Genomic DNA, 18123 nt, shown 5'->3' with positions numbered 1-18123 from the left:
AGAATTTGTAATTAAAAACAAAAAGACCGCTGAGAGCTATTCTCAGCGGTCTTTTTGTTTCGTGCTTTGCGCGCTTATTTTTCTTCTTCCTTCATCTCACCCAAAACGTGGATTTCTGGAATCTCGACGTAATTGAATTCGTAGTTGAAGAATGAGCTCAAGTCTTCTCCAGCCTCTTGCATGTCTTCGTCTCCTTCTTCAAAATACCAGTTTACTTTGATGGTTTTACCTCGGTCTATTCTCAGGTCATTTACTTTCTTGAACAAAATGTAAATGCACTTGGACGAACTGGTGTTAAAATATTCGTAGGCGATGTTGAGGGTCAAAGACGGCGTATCCGCATTGCCAAAAGCATCGATGCTCTCATGAATGTGCTTGTAGAAGGCCAATGGATTTTCTGGGCTTGATTTTCCTCTGATGTCAAGTAATCCTTTTTGAGGATTGAAGTAAATGGAAGGTGTGATACGCGTCGCTCTTATAAAAAATCCTTTCATGGTGAACTTTATCTATATTTCGTAATAATCAAAAATGAAAAAATATTAGCACATAAAAAATACAGGAATCTCTTAAATGTGAAATGAGATAGAATGTATCTAATATTTTTGATTTTTAGCTGATTATATCATTAAAACAGCTTTTTAAATATGCATTTGCTACGCTATAGTAGCTCCTGACTAGGAAATATTCCTATAAAGGGGCTTTAGTTTTCTGTGTCTTCGTCCAGGTCAGAAAAGAATCTATCTGTGTCATCGTCAGCGTTTGGATCCTTTTGGACTTCTTCTCCTTCTATCTCTCCTTCATCATCGTTGGTCTTTCTGCGGTCATACTTGGTGACTTTAAATTCTGTACGACGGTTTTGCTGATGTTCTAGCTCGGTATCTGCATTGACGATGATGACTTTGGTTTCTCCATAGCCTTTGGCAATGAGTCGCTTTTTGTCAATCCCCTGTGAGATGATGTAATTGACGGCTGATTCTGCTCTTCTTTGTGATAGTTTGAGGTTGTACTCATCATCAGCTCTGATGTCGGTGTGCGAACTGAGTTCGATCGTGATTTCAGGGTTGTCCTTCATGATGGTTACTAGTTTGTCCAATTCTTTGGCGGCCTCAGGTTTGATGTCAGCCTTGTCTAGGTCATAGTAGATGTTGTTGAGCACAATGGGCTTCTGGATGACGATTTGATCCAAAGGCAGGTCTATTTCAAAGTTTACATCAGTCACCATTTCGGTAAGGGTAGCCTTGTCTAGGGACTTTCCAATGGTTGAAAAGTCTATTCTTGTGGTGAAGTAATCATCTTTTTCAGCGATGAGATAGTAGTTTTCCTCTGGGAAAACACGGAATTTGTATTTCCCATCTACTTTGGTGAAAACCTCATCTATGATGCCGTCTTCTTCATCTACCAATACCACTTTGGTATTGGACAAGGGGACGAGTTGGTCTTGGTCATCGGGAGTAAGTGTCCTGCCAGACAGGTAGTAATTGACAATTTTGAGATCAGGGTCATCATTGACGAAGGTGTAGATGTCGTCATCTCCCATGCCACCTTGCCGATTGGAGGTAAAAAAACCTCTGGATGGGTTGAATAGATACAGACCAAAATCATCGGCAGCTGAGTTGATGGGTTCTCCCAAATTTTCTATCACCTCTGCTCCAGCATTTCTGGTGGCTTGAAACAAATCAAGTCCCCCAAATCCTGGATGCCCATCCGATGCGAAGTAGAGCATGCCCGTTCCTCCTACATAAGGAAACAGCTCGTTGCCTGGTGTATTGACACTTGGTCCCATATTTCGTACATCTACCCATCTACCTCTTCGGTTAAGCTTGGCTACATAGATATCTAGACCACCATACCCACCTTCTCGATTCGAAGAAAAATATAGGGTTGTGCCATCTGGGCTGAGTGCAGGAGTAGAGTCCCATGAATCTCTCCCGTTGATAGAGAGGGGCCTTGCAGCACTCCATTGACCATTTCTGTAGCGTGTAAAATAGAGATTGACTTCATTGGTGCCACTGGCTTTTCCGTTGTTGGCTTTGGCAAAAATCACCGTTTGACCATTGTCAGACATGGTAATTGATCCTTCGTTGATATCCGGATCATTGATGTTCTCATCCAGCATTTGAAGTGTGTTGAGCTCTACCTTTGCTCCCTTGCTGCGGACTCTGTAGATGTCTGTGAAGGGCGTACCTGTTCCTTTGTAGGTTTTTCCTCCATCACGATTGGAGGTGAAGTACAGATAACCATCATTGTACACGGGAGAGTATTCCGCATACTCGGTGTTGAGCGCATCTAGGTTTTTTACTCTGAAATAACTCACCTGTGCTCTCACCTCATCGATTTTGTTGAGGTTGTCAAGTTCTCTTTGTGCCCAAAGAACAACATCTTCGTCCGTGTCTTCTTTGGATAGGTAGGTATTGAGTACCCTTTTTGCTTCTTCTTCCTTGTGATTGGTTTTCAGTGCCAGCGCATAATAATAGTAGGCCCTTTCCTCATTTGTATGGTTGTCTATGGCTGCCTTGTAGTAGGGCTCTGCTTTTTTGAGCTGGTTGGAATGTCGGTAGGCTTCTGCTAGGGCATAGTTGGATACAGGGTCATCCTTCTTCAGTGCCTTTTGGTATTGGTGAATGGCGGTGCTGTATTCGCCAGCTTCAAAGCTCTTGTTGGCTTTTTTGAGAGGGCTACATCCAATCCAAAAAACCCATGCGATAAGTCCAAGGTATCGATTTATGTTTTTCATCCAACTGTAATCTAATCAATCAAACGGAGCTTAGAAATACCTATTGATCCAGGTGTCTTGAGCTGGCACCATCCATCCTTCTTTCATTTCCTTGATGTTTGGCACTAGGTTGTTGAAAGTAAGCGTATTTTTTGTGATTTTCCCCTGTTGAATCAAAGATTTCAGTTCTGTGAGTGGACTCTCAAATATTTCATCGCCAACCATGAAGCAGACTTTGGTTCTGTCAAAGAAAGTTGTATGGAGAGTTTGTTCTAGTTTTTTGACCAAGCCCACTGAGGCATCTATAGAACAACCACTAGCTTGATTGAAGGATTCATCTACTGTGATGATAAGAAACTTGTTGTGTAGTACTTTGAAGGCGCTTTTTAGTGCAGCACCATGTGCAGCCCAGCTGTTCAGGAATGGCTCGGCAGCTTGCTGAATCAAGTCTATATCTTGCGTGTCTAATTCTTTGCTGGCTTGATAGATCCAGACTCTGGCTGAGTCTGGCATGTCATCAAAAGGAACGATCATAATGCTAACTTTTTATAGACTTACGGAAAAACGAAAAAAAAGCTACGCTTTGTTTTCAGTAGTTTCAATAGGCTCGGCAGGTTCTGGGGCTTGAGGGAATATGACAGACAAGACAATTGAAAGTGTCAATGCCAAAATAATCACCACAAATGACCAGATGACAGGAATGTGAACATGACCCAGTCCAATGTACTGGAATCCGCTTTGGATCAAATCCCATTCTAAGAGCATTTTGGCTCCAATGAATATCAAGACAATAGAAAGTCCCTTTTGCAAGAGGTAAAATTTGTCCAAAACATTGGCCAATAAAAAGAACATGGCTCTCAGACCCATGACTGCAAATATGTTGGATGTATAGATGATGAATTCGTTTTGGCTGATAGCAAATGCTGCAGGTATAGAATCCACGGCAAAGATCAAATCAGTGGTTTCGATCAAAATGATGACCAAAAACAGGGGCGTAAACCAAAACTTACCATTTTCTCTGAAAAAGAACTTTCCTCCTTTTTCTTCTTTCGAAATAGGTAAAAATTTTCTTGCCCATTTTGCCACGAGGTTCTTTTCAGGCTCGATATCCATTTCTTCATCTTCGTTGAAGATCTTGATGCCTGAGTAGATAAGGAAAACACCAAATATGTACAGAATCCAATGGAACTCACCAATGAGCAATGCGCCAAGGAAAATAAAGATCGCTCTGAACACAATGGCACCTAGGATACCCCAAAACAGGATGTCGTGGTAGTATTCGTCTTTGACTTTGAAATAGCGAAGAATGAGAAGAATGACAAATATGTTGTCAACAGAGAGTGCCTTTTCGGTCACATAAGCCGAGAAGAACTCTAAGGCATCTTCTGTGCCGCCACCGAAGAAGTAGATCATTGCTCCAAAGACTGTGGATATGAATATCCAAAAAATTGTCTGCAGCAGCGCGTCTTTTTGACTGATTTTTTTTGGCCCTTTGTGAACCAGCCCTAAATCGACGACTAGGAACAGTATGATAACAATTCCAAAAAGACCAAACAATAATAGTTCGTTGGTTCCAGAAAAGAGATTCGTAAATATTAGGTTCATTCAGTAAAGTCGTTAATAACGCAATTTCAAATTGTCAGTGCCACAAAGAAAGCCATAATATAGCACATTACGTATATATTCAACAAACACTTTTGATTGCTTTAGATCAGTGCTTATTTTCAGGGGTTTAACACTACGATTTATTCGACCAACTGTAAATTAACCAAGTGATTGTAGGTGCTATTTGTTCTACCAAGCAATTCGTCGTGATTGCCTGATTCTTTGATACTTCCATTCTCCAAAACAAAAATATTGTCTACCGATTTGATGGTCGCTAGTCTGTGCGCGATGATCAAAGTGGTTCTGTTCTTCATCAGTTCATTGAAAGCCTGCTGTACTTGGTTTTCTGACTCTGCGTCCAAAGAGCTAGTCGCCTCATCTAGGATAAGGATCGCAGGGTTCTTGAGGATGGTTCTGGCTATGGCGATGCGCTGGCGTTGACCTCCTGATAGTTTGATGCCTCGTTCGCCTACCAATGTGTCGAGACCCTCTGGGAATGAGTCGATGAACTCGATGGCGTGGGCTTTTTTTGCTGCAGCGATTATTTCCTCTTCGGTTGCTAATGGATTGCCATAGGCGATGTTTTCACGGATACTTCCGCCAAACAGAATAATCTCTTGTGGCACGATTCCAATACTTGCTCTGAGTTGAGCAAGGTCATAAGTGCCAATTTCCTTGTTGTCAATTTTGATCGCTCCTTCATAACCTTTGTAGAGCCTCATGAGTAGCTGAGCAATGGTTGTCTTGCCAGCACCACTTTTGCCCACGATGGCTACTTTTTCTCCTGATTGTATGTTGAGCGAAAGTTGATTGAGAACTTTGATGTCTTTTCGGCTTTCATAGGAGAAGGTCACATTTTCGAAAGAGATATTCCCGAGCACATTATCCACTGGTTGAGTTGATACGACCACTTCCTCATGCTCGGTGTCTTCTTGTTGAATCTCCAAAATCCGCTCGGATGCACCGATGGCTCTTTGCAATTGTCCAAACAAATCACCCAGTCCCGCGATAGAACCACCAATAAAAGCAGTATATAGTACGAACGAAATCAAATCACCAATGCTCATTTCCCCACGTTGCATTAATAATGCACCATACCAGATGATAGCAACCATCGCCCCAAAGAGAGCAAAAATGATGAAGGATATAAAAGCAGCCCTGTATTTGGCTGCTCCGATAGCTGTACTGGCTACTCTGCTTTGAGCTGCCGAGAAGCGTCTGTTTTCGAAGGTTTCGTTAGTAAAAGATTTGACAGCTAAGATGGATTGAAAAGTCTCTTCAGCAATGGTGGAGGAGATTGCCAACTCATCTTGAGATTTTCTAGATAAGACTCTGATCTTCTTTCCAAAAATCATAGCCGCCACAATCAATACAGGCAACACGCAAAGCATAAATACACTGAGTGCCGGTGTGGTGATGAAGATAGCTGTGAGTCCGACAACCAATGTGACGACTTGGCGGATCAACTCAGCAAGTGTAGTGGAAAACGTAGTTTGCAACATGCTCACATCTGATGTGATTCGACTCATCAAATCTCCCGTTCGATTTTTGTCAAAAAAATTGATGGGCAGATGGATCAATCTTTTGTAGAGATCATTGCGGACATCCGCCATGGCATTTTCGCTCACTTGAGCAAAAAGGTACACTCTGAAGTAGGAAATAACCCCTTGTAAAAACAAAATGGCCATCAAAGCAAGGGCGACTTGATTGATGTCCTTCAGATACCAGCTTTGATCACCACCAGCGACATCTATGAGCTTGCCAGCGATATATGGGAATCCCATCAATAGAAAACTACCTACTACCAAAAAAATCAGCCCGACGATGAACTTGGTTCTGTAGGGGATGAGGTATTGGAATATGCTGTATAGCTTTTTGAAGTTCTCACTGTTAAGCTTTCTTTTGTCTTCTTCCTTGAGCTTCTCGCGTGCCATTGAGTGTATAGATAATTTTGCGCAAAAGTAAAGCCCTAATATTTACGGAGCAATCCTTATTTGCTATTTGGAACTAATGTCAATAGTAAGATGATATTTGAGACTAATAAATCAGGAAGCAAGAGCCATCATTTTATGATCTGTATCTCGCATCTTGGTATCACGTCTCTTACAGAAGTGGTTTTGTATATTTGCTGAATCTAAAACATGAAGGGATGAAAAGTATTTGTGTGTATTGTGGGTCTTCGATGGGTAACAATCCCTTGTTTTTGTCTGCTGCCCAACTGCTCGGTAGGCAATTGGCTGAGGGCGACATTGCGTTGGTGTACGGAGGAGCAACGCTGGGACTCATGGGTGCTGTTGCCAATGCTTGTTTGGACGCTGGGGGTCAAGTATTGGGTGTGATCCCTCGTTTTTTGGATGAGGTGGAGATTACCCACCGCGGCTTGACAGAGATCGTGATTACTGAATCGATGCACGAGCGCAAGACTATCATGGCTGATCGAGCAGATGGATTTATCGCTTTACCAGGCGGATTTGGCACACTGGAGGAACTGATGGAAATTCTGACTTGGAGTCAATTGGGTTTGCTTCAAAAACCCATTGGAATATTGAATGTTGCTGGGTATTATGATGCTTTGATTGCTTTGTTTGCACAAATGAAGAAGGAAGGTCTGATTAAAGAAGTCAACATGAACCTGTTTGTCGTAAAGGATAATGTGCAAGATTTGCTCTTGGCACTTTCTGATTTTCAATCTCAGATAACCAACCATAGGCAAAAATTAGGTCTTACCTAGATCTTGCATAGTAGCGCATTATTTTGTTTATTTGATTGCAGCGGGTTTGGGAGTAGAGCTTACTACTGTGCAAGAATCCTTTTTACACTTCGTCTGGAACTACCAGAGATATGATCATGCTGATCTGAGATCTACACAAGATCTACCGATAGAAATATATAAGATTGGAAATCACAATACGGATGCAGGGCCAGATTTTCTCAATGCTAAGTTGAGTTTGGCTGGTATCCAATGGCATGGAAGTGTCGAAATCCATGTCAATTCGTCGGATTGGAATCATCACAACCATCATCTCGATGAGAAGTACAACAATGTAATTCTCCATGTAGTATGGAACCATGATGTTGACTGCTACAGGTCAGATGGCGAGGTGTTGCCCGTTTTGGAATTGAAAAACAGAGTGCCAATTGCATTGATTGATCGGTACAAAAAATTGGTGTATGATCCACATGAGATTCCTTGCCAAGACCAATTTAGTCAAGTGAGAGACATTGATAAACTGTCTATGTTGGATCAGATGGCTATAGAACGCCTCAGAAGAAAGTCGACTTTGATTTTGGATCGACTGGAGAGAAACAAAGGTTCTTGGGAAGAGACTGTGTATCAGTTGGTGGCTCAGAGTTTTGGCTTTAAGAAGAACGCAGACTCGATGCTAAAACTTGCTGAAGTGCTCTCTCACAAAGTTTTGCTCAAACAGCAGACAGACAGGCTGGATACAGAGGCATTGTTATTCGGTGTAGCAGGATTTTTGGATCAAACAGGGCTAGATGAATATGCTGAAAAACTGACCGAGCGTTATGCATATTTGTCTAAGAAATACCGAACAGGGGACTTTCAGATGCTAAGGGTGGAGTGGAATTTTCTCCGCATGCGACCAGGTAATTTCCCTACCGTGAGACTAGCAGAGTTGTCAGCTTTCATTTTTGCGCATGCTAAATTTTTTCATTTGATTCTTCACCATACTTCTATCAAAGAGCTCAGGCAATTATTTGAAGCGGAGCTTTCTCCGTATTGGCAAGTGCATTATGATTTTGGTAAGAAGTCTACACGACCCCATCATGGATTGGGATCTGCAAGTATCGATGTGCTGTTGATCAATACAGTTGCGCCCGTGTTGGCGGCATATAGTCAATATGTCGGTGATGAGTTGTATATGGATCGCGCAGTGGATTTGCTTCACCAGCTCAAGGCTGAGAAGAATCGAGTCATTGAGGCATGGCAGAACATGGGGATGAGCGCAAAAACTGCCTTTGACAGTCAGGCACTGCTCGAACTGAAGAATGAGTTTTGTTTGAAAAAGAAGTGTCTTTCCTGTAAAATTGGGCTCAAGCTCATTTCCGATTGACATTGCAGACGATCCTGGTATACTTATTCAATCTTGTTTTTATGACCCTAGTAGTCATGCTGGCCTATAGGTCAGCCAGGAAGTTACTGTCTCCTCTTGTTTTTCTTTCGGGGTTGAGCTTCAAGTTGCTATGTGGTGTGTTGGTTGGGTTGCTATACCAGTATCATTATGATGGTGGTGATACTTTCTATTACTATCAGCAGGCATTGATTTATGTACAGAGGGATGATTTTTGGCGGTCTGTTACGGAAACAGTATTGATTTCTGACCCAGTCAGGGCAATTTGGTTTTCTCGATGCGTGGCAGTGCTGATCTATGTGACACATGCGGATTATTGGTTGTGCGCTATTTATTTTTCAGTGTTTAGTTTTTTAGGGGTTTGTTATGCGGTTTGTAAACTCACCATTTGGCTGCCGAGTCTGCGCCTTGCATCAATTATTGCTTTGTTTTATTTTCCATCTACTGTTTTTTGGTCATCAGGATTGCTCAAGGAAAGTCTGGCCTTTGCTGCCGTATTTATTATTGTGGGTTTTTATGCTGGACTTCAATCTGGTCCAAAGCGACGCTGGTATGATTACATGTTACTTTCATGCGCTCTGGGCGTACTGATTGTACTTAAGTATTACATCGCTGCACTTTTGTTACCTGCACTAGTTTTTGTGTGGGTGTATCACTGGAGTGAAAATAGGATGTTCGCAACTTGGCCTTTTTGGCTAAAATCTGGCATGCTGGCAGCAGCGATGTTACTTCCTGTATGGTTTTTTTTACACAGCTTGAGTTATAATTTTAGTTGGGAAAAGTTTTCGGTAGTCATACAGTCCAACCATCTTTTTATACTCTCGGAAACCCATGCGGCGAACCGTTTGCCTGTCATACATGTAACCGACACTGTGCTAGATGATGTGATCAATGTGTTATACTTTGCATTTTCAGGTTTGTTTAGACCCTTGATTGGAGAGTCATTTTATTTTCCTTTTTGGCTAAGTAGTGTAGAGAACACTTTTCTTTTGATTGGTGCGATTGGCATCTTCAAACGGAAAGTTTTCATTCCTCCAAACCTAAAACCAGAAATTTTGGCCATGTTGGCATATGTTATTCTTTGTGCTTTATTTCTGTCTTATAGCGTGCCCAATTTGGGTACTATTGCCAGATACAAAGTGTATTATCTACCCTTCCTTGTGATGCTAATTGTAGGCTTTCGCTCCCGAATTGATAGCAGCAATGATGAGGTACAAAATAAAAAGCATAATACTAAGTGAGTTTAAGAATCACGATAATGGCAATATTCTCATTTTTAAGTCTTGCTTCCTGGTTCTAGTATTTAGATATCTACTAGAATAGATAACTTTGCCGCATGGATAACCCAGTAATAATATTTGGTGCTGGCGGTTTGGGAAGAGCCGCTTTGGAGATTTTTGAGTCAAACGGCAATGTGATTTATGGATTTTTGGATGACAACAAAGGTTTGCACAACACTGAAATAGACAATGTGCCCGTTTTAGGCAGCACCTCGGATGAAGAACTTTTGAAAGTGATTGGTAAAAAGTGCGAGGCATTTATTGCGACGGACGATAACAAAGAGAAAAAGAGTTTTGCTAAGATGCTCATCGATGAGCGAAAAAAAATGCCCGTCAATGCTATCCACAGGGGTGCTCATATCTCTAAATCAAGTATCATGGGTCATGGCAATTTTATCAATGCAGGAGTGACTATCGGTGCGGGTGTGACGATAGGAAATCACTGTTTGATACATTCTGGATCTACTGTGGATCACTCAGCCCAACTGGGTGATTTTGTGCAAGTAGGTGCTGGAGCGGTTGTGGGAGCAGGTGTAGTTGCTGAGAGTGGCGCTTTTATTGGGTCTGGATCAGTGATTATTTCTGGCGTGACTTTGGGCAAGGGAGCGAGAGTGGGTGCAGGCTCTGTCGTGATCAGTGACGTAGCTGCCAATCAAACTGTATTTGGTAATCCAGCAGTAGAGGTGAAAAAGTAATTTTCTATTTGAAATCATTCTATTCGGTGGGTATTCAAACTTTTCATTATCTTGAAATCTCTCTTGAGCTCTTAACATAATGCAAGTAATATCTGAGACTGATCTAATAATCAACAAAGACGGTAGTGTCTACCATCTGAATCTGAAACCTGAAAACATTACTGATACCATCATCACGGTTGGAGATCCTAGCCGTGTGTTTCGGGTCAGTCAATACTTTGATAAGATTGATTTTGAGATGAATCGTCGTGAGTTCATCACGCACAAGGGTACATACAAAGGCAAAAAGGTCACGGTCATTAGCACAGGAATGGGAACTGATAATGTCGAGATCTTCATGACAGAGATTGATGCATTGGCCAATGTAGATCTAGAAACCAGAGAAGTCAGGGCAAAAAAGAGAAAGCTTAATATCATACGCATCGGTACCTCAGGGAGCCTTCAGGAAGACCTCAGGTTGGGTTCTCATTTGGTTTCCGATTTCGGAATCGGACTGGATACTTTGATGACTTTTTACAACCTACGCCAGACTGGTTTTGAAAACACACTGACCAATAAACTCAAAGAGTATCTCAATTTTCCTTTCAAACCTTATTGTGTGGAGGGTTCTACCATACTGAGGGAAAAATTTGCCCATGATATGGTGCGAGGCAATACTGTAACGTGCCCTGGTTTTTATGCACCACAAGGTAGGATCGTAAGGATGGATGTGACCTATCCCCATTTGATGGAAGATCTGATGTATTTTCATATGGAGGATTTTTGGTTGACAAATTTTGAGATGGAGACTGCAGGCTACTATGCACTGGGTAGATTGATGGGACACGAAGTACTCAGCCTCAATGCCATCATCGCCAATAGAGTCAAGAACAAATTCTCTAAGGATCCAGATAAAGTAATTGATTCTTTAATCAAGAAGGTTTTAGACAGACTTTAGTTTAAGAATCTTGTCACACAGGCAGCTCCTCAATAGGCTTTTGTGAGGCAATTTGTTATCTTAAAGGGTAAAATTGTGATTATGAAAACACCAACTCGCGTATTTGATTTTCTATATTATCAAAGGGATATGACGCCTCAGAGCGTTTGTTTGGCTCACAAGCAAAATGGGAGTTGGAAGAAATATTCTACACAGGACGTACTCGATATTGTTGCCAAGCTAGGACTAGGCCTCATCAAGTTGGGTGTGGAGCCTGGTGATAAGGTGGCCATCATCTCATCCAATCGGCCAGAGTGGAATTTTGTGGATCAAGCCTGTGCAGAAATCGGTGCTGTTTCAGTCCCGATGTACCCTACGATTACTGCGGATGATTTCAAATATATTTTCGAACATGCAGGAGTCAAAGTCATCTTTGCGTCAAGCAGTGAGTTGATCTCAAAGGCACAATTGGCAAGTCAGGATTTGTCTATTGAACATTTGTATTCTTTTGATGATGTGGAGGGTGCGGCGAATTGGAAGCAGATTTTGAGTCTGGATCCAGAGGGAGATTTGCACGTGATGGCGCAGCGCAAAGCGGCAATTGTACCAAACGATTTGTTCACCATTATATATACATCAGGGACCACAGGCAGACCCAAGGGTGTCATGCTCAGCCATGAGAATGTAGTCAGCAATGCACTGGCGGTGAAAAGTGCCTTGAAGGATTTGCTGGATGCAGGATCCAAAGCATTGAGTTTTTTGCCCCTTTGCCATATTTTGGAGAGGACAGCTTCCTTTTTCTATTTCTATAGCGGGATATCTGTTTATTATGCCGAAAGCATGGATACGATTGGTGAAAACCTGAAAGAGGTGCGTCCGCAAATGTTTACCACAGTCCCTAGGTTGCTTGAAAAAATCTACGATAAGATCATTTCAAAGGGATATGAATTGTCATGGGCCAAGAGAAAACTGTTCTTTTGGGCGGTGGATTTGGGATTGCAATTTGAACCCTTCACAGATCAAGGCCTTTGGTACAATCTGCAATTGACATTGGCTAGAAAGCTAGTGTTCTCCAAGTGGAAGGAAGCATTGGGGAATGATTTGTCATATATATTGGTGGGTGCGGCAGCATTGCAGCCTAGATTGGCTAGGGTGTTTTGGGCCGCCGAGATTCCTGTATGTGAGGGGTATGGGTTGACTGAGACGTCTCCAGGTATCGCCTTCAACGTGCCATATGAAGGTGGTGTGAAGGTAGGGAGTGTTGGCAAAGTTTTGGATCGAATAGAGGTGAAGATTGCCGAAGATGGCGAGATTCTTTGCAAAGGTCCCAATGTGATGTTGGGATATTATAGGTCTCCTGAGCAGACTGCAGATGTCATGGTCGAGGGCTGGTTTCATACTGGAGACATTGGTGTGCTGGAAGACGGTTTTTTGCGCATCACTGACCGGAAGAAGGAAATGTTTAAGACTTCAGGAGGAAAATATATTGCGCCACAGCAGATGGAGAATCGATTCAAGGAGTCTCCCTATATAGAACAAATCATGATATTGGGTGAGGGGCAGAAATTTCCGTCAGCACTGATTGTACCGAACAAAGAGGCGCTAGAGGAGTGGAGCAAAAGTCAAAATATAATTGACACCAATCCTGAAATCTTGTACCGTCATCCAAAAGTTTTGGAACTTTATCAGGCTGAAATCAATCGCTTCAATGAAGACTTTGGTAACTGGGAACAAGTCAAACGATTTGAAATCGTGGAAAGCGTTTGGGGAATTGACACAGGGGAGTTGACACCTACACTCAAGTTGAAGCGAAGAGTGATCAGAGATAAATTTGCGAACTTGATAGAGCGTATTTATGGTCTTTCGTCTTGACCAGAGTTCGATTTTAAGTTTCCCCCGCTGGCGGGGGTTAGGGGGTGGACTTTTGGAGTCATCCCATTACCTAAAACAAAACAATTGATGGCATCACACATTCCTATGAGGGAGTATTATAGATTACCCTTAGATCATAAACCTAATGAGTAAACAAAGAAGGCAGAGTTTAATTTACACTACCAAGCCAAGTCCAGAAGCTTAATAACCACAGTTTGTGGTCCTACCAATAAGGAGTACTATAGTCTCTTGTGGATCATGAACCCTCTTTCAGAATCGAACTCAGGTTCTTAGTGAAACGCATCCTCAAATGGTGTGATCTTCATTTGTGCATCTATTGATATGATGTCGAACCGGATATTTTTTTGCCAGTCAATTTTGGTGAGGTAGTGATCCGCACCAGACAGAATGAGTGACCTTTGATTTTTAGAGACAAATTCCTCGGGGTATCCGTATCTATTGCCTTTTCTAAATTTCACTTCAATAAAAACAATCAGATCCTTGCTCCTTGCAATGATATCGATTTCAGCTTTTCGGTATCGGTAGTTTCTTTCCAATATCTTGAAACCTCTTTGTACATAATAGTTTGCCGCTAGATTTTCTGCGTCTACTCCAGTTTGTTGATTATTCATGCTAAGTGCTACAGTTTCACTATATACTAATGTACGTAAAAATTTACGTATCTCCCATCTTTGCGTTTTTAGGTGCTTCGGGTAAAAATACCGAGCAATAAACCTGCTATAACGCAATAAATAAAATGTAAACACCGCATAATAGGTGTGTTTCTGTCAATATTAGAGCTGTTTTATTGAATATTTATCAATGAATGACATGTTGTGTGCAGTGAATTTCAAATAAATCAAAGAATTACGTGCAAAATTAGAAATACTATAAATATTACTGAAATCATGTGAATTTATGCGTAACAACTAAGTAGTTCTACTTGGTTTTGTTACTTTAGCGTCTGAGGAAATAAAAAAGCACTCACAGTCACCGAAGATTTAAAGGGAAACGATAAGTCAACAGTGGCACACAACTAAGTGTTTCACTCAGCAGAATGAGGCTAGCAGCAGTCTCATTTTTTAGGCTGACTAGAACTATAAATTATTTTAAACTTAAAATTATTGCTATGACAATTTTGACTAATGTAATGAGTGAGATGTCTACAGAGGTTGCGGCTCAAGCTTCCGAAGGAGCTGTTGCACTTTTTACGGCAAACAACATCTGGATGATGTTGGCTACAGCTTTGGTGTTTATCATGCACTTAGGCTTTGCAGGTGTGGAGGCTGGTTTTGGACAATCCAAAAACACAGTAAACATCCTGTTTAAAAACACTATCACACCTATCATCGGTTTGTTGACTTACTACATCTGTGGTTTCAACTTGATGTATCCTGGTGAATTCAACGGTTATTTGGGTTTTGCTGGTCCATTCATTGGATTTGATTCAGCAACTGATGGTGATTCAATTGATTACGCAAGTGCTGGTTACACTTACTGGACTGACTTCTTGTTCCAAGGGATGTTTGCTGCGACAGCTGCAACTATCGTATCAGGTGCAATCGCTGAGCGCGTAAAAGTTTCTGCTTACATGATCTTCACTGTGATCTACGTAGGTTTGGTTTACCCTATCCTAGGTTCATGGAAATGGGGTGGTGGATTCCTTGATGGCATGGGCTTCTATGATTTCGCAGGATCTACTTTGGTTCACTCTGTTGGTGGATGGGGTGCATTGGCCGGTATCATGGTTTTGGGACCAAGATTGGGCAAATACGTAGATGGCAAAGTGATCGACAAGCCAGGAGCATCTGTTCCGTTGGCAGTTATCGGTGTATTCTTGCTATGGTTAGGTTGGTTCGGATTCAACGGCGGCTCTGTCTTGTCTGCTGATCCAGATCTAGTATCTTATGTATTGGTTACAACTTGTCTTGCTGCATGTACAGGTGGTCTATTTGGTTTCATCACTGCAAAATTCGTCTTCAAAAGAATGGATTTGGGTATGATGCTCAACGGTATCTTGGCTGGTCTAGTAGGTATCACAGCTGGTGCTGATGTGGTTTCAGTTCCTTCTGCATTGATCATTGGTGCAGTAGCTGGTGTGATTGTGGTATTCTCTGCGATTACTTTGGACAAGTTCAAATTGGATGACGTAGTAGGTGCAGTTTCTGTTCACTTGACATGTGGTATCTGGGGTACACTGGCCGTAGGTATCTTCGGTATCGGTGAGTTCTCATTCATGACTCAATTGATCGGAGTGCTTTGCTATGCTGCTGCAGCATTCCCAATCGCTTTCATCTTGTTCTTTGTGATGAAGAAAACTATTGGTATCAGAGTGTCTGAGCAACATGAGACCGAAGGTCTTGACAGCCATGAGCACGGTATCAGAGGTTATACCATCATTGTTGAGTAATAATCATTAAAACATAAAAAAAGACCTGTTCACACTGTGGTGCGAACACAGCGAGCAGGTCTTTTTATTCTCTAAAAATATTTCAACTCTAAATCAAAATTAAAATGAAAAAATTTACCAAAATATTATTGGCTGCACTTTTAATTGCCTCTTTTGCTGCTAATGCACAAGATGAAGAGGAATCTTCTTCTCCATTGGAGATTTCAGGATCCGTTGATACTTATTATTTTGCCGATTTTTCTGATACTAAGAATAGAACAACTTGGTTTGCTGAGGATCAAGCAGCTGTTGGTATTGGTATGATTGACTTAGCACTCTCCAAAACTGTAGGTAAAGCTACTTTCGTAGGAGAATTAGGTTTTGGTCCTCGTGGTGATGGCGCTGGTGATAATACAGGTTTAGCTGCAACAGCTGCTGGAAGTATCCAAAATTTGTATGTTTCATATGCATTTTCTGATAAATTCTCAATGACTGGAGGTTTTATGGGAACGTTTGTAGGTTATGAGGTTATATCTCCAGCTGCTAACTTTAACTATACAGCTTCTTACCTTTTCTCAAATGGTCCTTTCCAAAACGCAGGTGTTAGAGCTGATTATGCTTTTTCGGATAAAGTATCTTTGATGGTAGGAGTATTCGGAACCCAGTGGGATTCATACAGTTATACAGGTATGGATAACTTTGGTACTCAGCTGACATTGTCTCCAGTAGATGGTTTAGATATTTATTTGAATTACATCACTGGTTCTCAGTTCAAGCAGTGGGATATTACTGCTGGATACCAAGCTACTGATGCACTTTACATCGGTGCGAATGTTTCTCAAAACATGGAGTATGGAGACGATCCTGATGGAGGATTCTTTGGTGCTGCGGCATACCTACAGTACGGAATCTCTGATTCTTTCGCTTTAGGCTTGAGATATGAGAATTTTGCATATGAGTTTGATGGAGCGCCATCTATTAATTCATTGACTTTGTCAGGAAATATCTTTGCTGGTCCTTTGACAATTATCCCAGAGATTAGATTTGATTCATCTGATCAAGATATTTTCGTAGATGCTGATGATGCAGGTACTGGTTCATTTATAGAGGCTGGTATTGCGGCAGTGTTTGCATTCTAATAAAGAACTTATTTAAGTGTTTAAGCAATTTTATGGTTTTGGTGTGGTCATATGACCACACCAAAAACTATTAAAGCCGGATAGAATCTATTGAGAGTATGATGGTTTGAAAAAAGTTGCTAAATTTGATTCCGTATTTATACGTAAGTTCTCCATAAAGAACCAAACAGATCTGACTCATCTGCTTTAAAAAATCGACAACCCCAAAAATTGAAAAAAGCTTAGAATTAGAAAATTATTAAATACTTATAGAAAAATGGCAAAATCAAAATTAGAGTACATTTGGCTAGATGGTTACAAGCCTACTCAATCCCTAAGAAGCAAGACGAAAGTCGTTAGCAACTTCAGTGGCAAACTAGAAGATTGTGAAGATTGGTCATTCGATGGTTCATCTACGCAGCAAGCAGAAGGTGGTTCGTCTGATTGTATCATGAGACCTGTTTTCGTTTGTCCAGATCCAGCTATCGAGAATGGATACTTGGTAATGACTGAAGTATTGAATGCTGACGGTACTCCTCACGTAACCAACGGAAGAGCAACTATCGACGACAAGGATGATGATTTCTGGTTTGGTTTTGAGCAAGAGTACTTCTTGATGGATCCTGCGACTAACCGTCCAGTTGGCTTCCCTGCTAACGGTTATCCAGCGCCACAAGGACCATATTACTGTGGTGTAGGTGGGCAAAATGTATTCGGTAGAGAATTTAAAGATGAGCACTTGGATCTTTGCATCGCTGCTGGTCTAAACATCGAAGGTACCAATGGTGAAGTTGCTGCTGGTCAGTGGGAATGGCAAATTTTTGCAAAAGGCGCGCAACAAGCGGGTGATGAAATCTGGATCGGAAGATTCTTGATGGAAAGACTTTCTGAAAAATATGGGGTATATGTAGAATACCACCCAAAACCACTAGGTCAAACTGACTGGAATGGTTCTGGAATGCACGCCAACTTCTCTAACTCATTCTTGAGAACGGCTGCATCTGAGGAAAAAGTGAAAAAAGTATGTGAAGCATTCAGAGGTGTAGTGAAAGAACACATCGAGGTATATGGTGCATACAATGATCAAAGATTGACTGGTAAGCACGAAACGGCTTCTATCAATGACTTCTCTTATGGAGTATCTGATAGAGGAGCTTCAATCAGAATCCCTCTTTATACTAAAAACAAAGGATGGAGTGGATACCTAGAAGATAGAAGACCAGCGTCTAACGCAGATCCGTACAAAGTGGCTGCTAGAATCATCAAAACAGTTAAAACTGTAACTGGTTAAGTTATTTAGCAATAAGAATGTAAGAAGGGCAGCCATACGGTTGCCCTTTTTTTGTGCCTTGGGATTAGTGACTTTACTGTCGTCCTCGCTGAGAGTGTGGACGACAGTTTCTTTTCTACTTACCAAGTTTCTTGTCCTCACGAAACTTAA

Annotated in this window: 15 protein-coding genes; 9 read left to right on the top strand and 6 right to left on the bottom strand. The window is 41.5% G+C overall.

Going from position 1 to position 18123, the window contains the following annotated elements; translation table 11 throughout:
• Window positions 1-74: 74 nt before the first annotated feature.
• The 5 genes from N6H18_RS04305 to N6H18_RS04285 form a co-directional block, all read right to left on the bottom strand.
• Complete coding sequence (locus tag N6H18_RS04305) at window positions 75-494, bottom strand: DUF1987 domain-containing protein (protein ID WP_262310605.1); 420 nt, start codon at window positions 492-494, stop codon at window positions 75-77.
• Window positions 495-700: 206 nt separating this feature from the next.
• Window positions 701-2734: an OmpA family protein gene (locus tag N6H18_RS04300; RefSeq protein WP_262310604.1), complete on the bottom strand. Its 2034-nt coding sequence runs from the start codon at window positions 2732-2734 to the stop codon at window positions 701-703.
• A gap of 30 nt (window positions 2735-2764) precedes the next feature.
• Complete coding sequence (locus tag N6H18_RS04295; RefSeq protein ID WP_262310603.1) at window positions 2765-3247, bottom strand: hypothetical protein; 483 nt, start codon at window positions 3245-3247, stop codon at window positions 2765-2767.
• A 42-nt stretch (window positions 3248-3289) separates the two neighbouring features.
• Window positions 3290-4318: a TerC family protein gene (locus N6H18_RS04290; protein ID WP_262310602.1), complete on the bottom strand. Its 1029-nt coding sequence runs from the start codon at window positions 4316-4318 to the stop codon at window positions 3290-3292.
• Window positions 4319-4458: 140 nt separating this feature from the next.
• A complete protein-coding gene (locus tag N6H18_RS04285) occupies window positions 4459-6252 on the bottom strand; it encodes an ABC transporter ATP-binding protein (protein WP_262310601.1) in 1794 nt (597 codons plus the stop codon).
• Window positions 6253-6467: 215 nt separating this feature from the next.
• Here N6H18_RS04285 and N6H18_RS04280 point away from each other — a divergent pair, with 215 nt between their 5' ends.
• From N6H18_RS04280 to N6H18_RS04255, 6 genes are all read left to right on the top strand, one after another.
• Entirely contained in the window at window positions 6468-7049 is a 582-nt protein-coding gene (locus N6H18_RS04280; RefSeq protein ID WP_262310600.1) for an LOG family protein, read from the top strand.
• 31 nt (window positions 7050-7080) lie between these two features.
• The gene (locus tag N6H18_RS04275) at window positions 7081-8394 is read left to right on the top strand and encodes a DUF2851 family protein (RefSeq protein WP_262310599.1); all 1314 of its coding nucleotides are present in this window, start codon (window positions 7081-7083) and stop codon (window positions 8392-8394) included.
• 41 nt (window positions 8395-8435) lie between these two features.
• The gene (locus N6H18_RS04270; RefSeq protein ID WP_262310598.1) at window positions 8436-9653 is read left to right on the top strand and encodes a hypothetical protein; all 1218 of its coding nucleotides are present in this window, start codon (window positions 8436-8438) and stop codon (window positions 9651-9653) included.
• A gap of 95 nt (window positions 9654-9748) precedes the next feature.
• Entirely contained in the window at window positions 9749-10387 is a 639-nt protein-coding gene (locus N6H18_RS04265; RefSeq protein ID WP_262310597.1) for an acetyltransferase, read from the top strand.
• A 79-nt stretch (window positions 10388-10466) separates the two neighbouring features.
• On the top strand, window positions 10467-11324 hold the full coding sequence (locus N6H18_RS04260) for a nucleoside phosphorylase (RefSeq protein WP_262310596.1): 858 nt from the start codon (window positions 10467-10469) through the stop codon (window positions 11322-11324).
• Window positions 11325-11405: 81 nt separating this feature from the next.
• The gene (locus N6H18_RS04255) at window positions 11406-13175 is read left to right on the top strand and encodes an AMP-dependent synthetase/ligase (protein WP_262310595.1); all 1770 of its coding nucleotides are present in this window, start codon (window positions 11406-11408) and stop codon (window positions 13173-13175) included.
• A 290-nt stretch (window positions 13176-13465) separates the two neighbouring features.
• Here N6H18_RS04255 and N6H18_RS04250 read toward each other — a convergent pair whose 3' ends face one another.
• Window positions 13466-13807, bottom strand: coding sequence for a YraN family protein (locus N6H18_RS04250; RefSeq protein ID WP_262310594.1), 342 nt, complete (start codon window positions 13805-13807; stop codon window positions 13466-13468).
• 518 nt (window positions 13808-14325) lie between these two features.
• Between N6H18_RS04250 and N6H18_RS04245 the strand changes: the two genes are divergently transcribed.
• The 3 genes from N6H18_RS04245 to N6H18_RS04235 all read left to right on the top strand — a co-directional run bounded on the left by N6H18_RS04245 (window position 14326) and on the right by N6H18_RS04235 (window position 17973).
• Window positions 14326-15585: an ammonium transporter gene (locus tag N6H18_RS04245; RefSeq protein ID WP_407692840.1), complete on the top strand. Its 1260-nt coding sequence runs from the start codon at window positions 14326-14328 to the stop codon at window positions 15583-15585.
• Window positions 15586-15689: 104 nt separating this feature from the next.
• Window positions 15690-16703: a porin gene (locus tag N6H18_RS04240; protein ID WP_262310592.1), complete on the top strand. Its 1014-nt coding sequence runs from the start codon at window positions 15690-15692 to the stop codon at window positions 16701-16703.
• A 256-nt stretch (window positions 16704-16959) separates the two neighbouring features.
• Window positions 16960-17973, top strand: coding sequence for a glutamine synthetase beta-grasp domain-containing protein (locus tag N6H18_RS04235; RefSeq protein ID WP_262310591.1), 1014 nt, complete (start codon window positions 16960-16962; stop codon window positions 17971-17973).
• Window positions 17974-18123: the final 150 nt, after the last annotated feature.

It is taken from the genome of Reichenbachiella agarivorans, assembly GCF_025502585.1.
Lineage (GTDB): Bacteria > Bacteroidota > Bacteroidia > Cytophagales > Cyclobacteriaceae > Reichenbachiella > Reichenbachiella agarivorans.
Note: the sequence above shows the minus strand (reverse complement) of the source record. Positions and strands in the feature narration are given on the sequence as shown.

What these genes read in the sequence shown, in the direction of transcription:
- N6H18_RS04285 (WP_262310601.1), bottom strand. Translation starts at nt 6,252, where the DNA reads ATGGCACGCGAGAAGCTCAAGGAAGAAGACAAAAGAAAGCTTAACAGT.
- N6H18_RS04235 (WP_262310591.1), top strand. Translation starts at nt 16,960, where the DNA reads ATGGCAAAATCAAAATTAGAGTACATTTGGCTAGATGGTTACAAGCCT.
- N6H18_RS04270 (WP_262310598.1), top strand. Translation starts at nt 8,436, where the DNA reads ATGACCCTAGTAGTCATGCTGGCCTATAGGTCAGCCAGGAAGTTACTG.
- N6H18_RS04305 (WP_262310605.1), bottom strand. Translation starts at nt 494, where the DNA reads ATGAAAGGATTTTTTATAAGAGCGACGCGTATCACACCTTCCATTTAC.
- N6H18_RS04295 (WP_262310603.1), bottom strand. Translation starts at nt 3,247, where the DNA reads ATGATCGTTCCTTTTGATGACATGCCAGACTCAGCCAGAGTCTGGATC.
- N6H18_RS04280 (WP_262310600.1), top strand. Translation starts at nt 6,468, where the DNA reads ATGAAAAGTATTTGTGTGTATTGTGGGTCTTCGATGGGTAACAATCCC.
- N6H18_RS04245 (WP_407692840.1), top strand. Translation starts at nt 14,326, where the DNA reads ATGAGTGAGATGTCTACAGAGGTTGCGGCTCAAGCTTCCGAAGGAGCT.
- N6H18_RS04250 (WP_262310594.1), bottom strand. Translation starts at nt 13,807, where the DNA reads ATGAATAATCAACAAACTGGAGTAGACGCAGAAAATCTAGCGGCAAAC.
- N6H18_RS04265 (WP_262310597.1), top strand. Translation starts at nt 9,749, where the DNA reads ATGGATAACCCAGTAATAATATTTGGTGCTGGCGGTTTGGGAAGAGCC.
- N6H18_RS04255 (WP_262310595.1), top strand. Translation starts at nt 11,406, where the DNA reads ATGAAAACACCAACTCGCGTATTTGATTTTCTATATTATCAAAGGGAT.
- N6H18_RS04260 (WP_262310596.1), top strand. Translation starts at nt 10,467, where the DNA reads ATGCAAGTAATATCTGAGACTGATCTAATAATCAACAAAGACGGTAGT.
- N6H18_RS04300 (WP_262310604.1), bottom strand. Translation starts at nt 2,734, where the DNA reads ATGAAAAACATAAATCGATACCTTGGACTTATCGCATGGGTTTTTTGG.
- N6H18_RS04290 (WP_262310602.1), bottom strand. Translation starts at nt 4,318, where the DNA reads ATGAACCTAATATTTACGAATCTCTTTTCTGGAACCAACGAACTATTA.
- N6H18_RS04240 (WP_262310592.1), top strand. Translation starts at nt 15,690, where the DNA reads ATGAAAAAATTTACCAAAATATTATTGGCTGCACTTTTAATTGCCTCT.